The sequence below is a fragment of the Micrococcus sp. HMSC31B01 genome, assembly GCF_001816085.1.
Lineage (GTDB): Bacteria > Actinomycetota > Actinomycetes > Actinomycetales > Micrococcaceae > Micrococcus > Micrococcus luteus.
The window spans coordinates 1-2354 of record NZ_KV825158.1 but is presented as its reverse complement, the minus strand read 5'-3'; the positions used below and the strand labels follow the sequence as shown (position 1 = coordinate 2354).

General features: G+C 74.7%; 3 protein-coding genes. All 3 read left to right on the top strand.

Annotated features, from left to right (window positions below; genetic code table 11):
* The first annotated feature begins 109 nt into the window (after nt 1–109).
* Nucleotides 110–934, top strand: coding sequence for an ABC transporter ATP-binding protein (locus HMPREF3105_RS07100; protein ID WP_052007049.1), 825 nt, complete (start codon nt 110–112; stop codon nt 932–934).
* Nucleotides 931–1776, top strand: a complete 846-nt coding sequence (locus HMPREF3105_RS07095; protein WP_070709054.1) for a sulfite exporter TauE/SafE family protein — start codon at nt 931–933, stop codon at nt 1774–1776. Before HMPREF3105_RS07100 ends, HMPREF3105_RS07095 begins: the two co-directional genes overlap by 4 nt.
* The coding region (locus HMPREF3105_RS07090) for a TrmH family RNA methyltransferase (RefSeq protein WP_070709053.1) at nt 1769–2354 on the top strand (586 nt) is incomplete at its 3' end. The genes HMPREF3105_RS07095 and HMPREF3105_RS07090, both read left to right, overlap by 8 nt.

Below are 2354 nucleotides of genomic sequence, written 5' to 3'. Positions count from 1 at the left end.
GACGAGGCGGCGCACGGTGCTCATGCGCGGCATCCTAGGCGGGGGTGCGGGCGCGGCCGGGCGTGCGTCGCATCGGCGACGCGCCGACCAGCCGGACTAGGCTGGCCCCATGACCACCCCCGCGCCTCTCGACGACTTGTTCCTCCCGGACGAGGACGCCGTGCTGCAGCTGCGCCGCGTGCGCGTGCGCCGCGGCGCCACCGACATCCTCGGCCCCCTGGACTGGACGGTCCGCGCGGGGCAGCGGTGGATCGTGATGGGCCCGAACGGCGCCGGCAAGTCGACGCTGCTCCAGCTGGCCGCGGCCCGCCTGCACCCGACCGCCGGCGACGTCGGCGTGCTGGACGAGGTGCTCGGCGCCGTCGACGTGTTCGAGCTGCGCCCGCGCATCGGCCTGTCCTCCGCCCAGCTCGCCGCCCAGGTGCCCGCGAACGAGACCGTGCAGGACGCCGTCGTCACCGCCGCCTACGGGATCACCGGCACGTGGCGCGAGCGGTACGAGACGGAGGATCGCGCCCGCGCCCTCGGCCTCGTGGCGACCTGGGGGCTCTCCCGCCTCGCGCACCGCGCGTTCGGCACCCTCTCCGACGGTGAGCGCAAGCGCGTGCTCATCGCCCGCGCCCTGATGACCGACCCCGAGCTGCTCCTGCTGGACGAGCCCGCCGCGGGCCTGGACCTCGCCGGGCGGGAGGACCTCGTGCGCCAGCTGACGGCGCTCGCCACGGACGAGGACGCGCCCGCGCTGGTCCTCGTCACGCACCACCTCGAGGAGGTGCCCCCGGGCTTCACCCATGCGCTGCTGCTGCGGGACGGCGGCGTCGTGGCGGCCGGGCCCATCGAGTCGACGCTCACCGAGGAGCACCTCTCCGCGGCATTCGGCACGGACCTGAAGGTGACCCGCACCGGCGGTCGGTACACCGCCGTGGCCCGGTGACGGGGCTGCTGACCGCGCAGCTGCTGGGCATGGACCTGTGGCAGGTCCTGCTCGTGCTGGTCGCGGGGTTCTGGGCCGGCACGATCAACTCCGTGATCGGCTCGGGCACGCTCGTCACCTTCCCCACGCTCGTGGCGGTCGGCTTCCCGCCCGTGACGGCCCAGGTCTCCAACGCGATGGGCCTGGTGGCCTCGGGCTTCTCCGGCACGTACGGCTACCGTCGCGAGCTGGCCCAGTCCCGGGCGCTCCTGCCGAAGCTGACCGTCGCGTCCCTGCTCGGCGCGATCATCGGCGCCGCCCTGCTCACCACGCTGCCCCCGGCCGTGTTCGGCTACGTCGCGCCGGTGCTGCTCGTGGTGGCCCTGACGGTTGTCGTCCTGCAGCCGCGCATCCAGCGGTGGGTCCGGCGTCGGGCGGAGGACCAGGGACCGACCCCCGGCGCGGACTCTCCCGTGCCGGTGGGCCCCGTGACCCCGACACTGTGGACGCTCGTGTTCCTGACCGGCATCTACGGCGGCTACTTCGTGGCCGCCCAGGGCGTCATGCTCATGGCGATCTTCGGCGTGCTGCTGGTGGGCGGCACCCTCGTGCACGCCAACGCGGTGAAGACGTGGCTGTCGCTGGTGGTCAACCTCACCGCCGCCGCGTTCTACCTGGTCTTCGCCTTCGACCGCATCGACTGGCGGGCCGTCCTGTTGATCGCGCTCTCCTCGCTCGTGGGCGGGCTCGTGGGCGCGCGGATCGGCCGGCGCATCTCGCCGACGGCGCTGCGCGTCACCATCGTGATCGTGGGCCTGGCCGGGCTGGTGGTCATGGTGATGCGGCAGGTCTCGGGTGGGTGAGGGCGGGACCCGCGAGGTGCGCCTGGAGCGGATCGATGACCTCGCCGACCCCCGCCTGGCCCCCTACACGACCATGACGGACGCGGCCCTGCGCCGTCGCGTCGACGCGGAGCACGGCGTCTTCCTCGCCGAGTCCTCCCAGGTGGTCCGCCGCGCGCTGGACGCCGGACACACCCCGCGCTCCTTCCTGCTGGGGGACCGCTACCGCGGGTCCTTCGCGGACGTGCTCGCCGCCCATCCGGACGTCCCGGTCTTCACCGGACCCGACGACGTGCTCGAGGCCCTCACCGGCTTCCACCTGCACCGCGGCGCCCTGGCCGCGATGGACCGCCCCGCACCCCGGCCGCTCGCCGACGTCCTCGCGGGCGCCCGGCGCGTGCTCATCGCCGAGGACGTCGTGGACCACACGAACCTGGGTGCCGTGGTGCGCTCCGCCGTCGCCCTCGGCTGGGACGCGCTGCTGCTCACCCCGCAGGCCGCCGACCCGCTGTACCGGCGCGCCATCCGCGTCTCGATGGGCACGGTGTTCCGCCTGCCGTGGGCGCGCCTGCCCGGCCCGGTCGCCGCGTCGCTGCCCG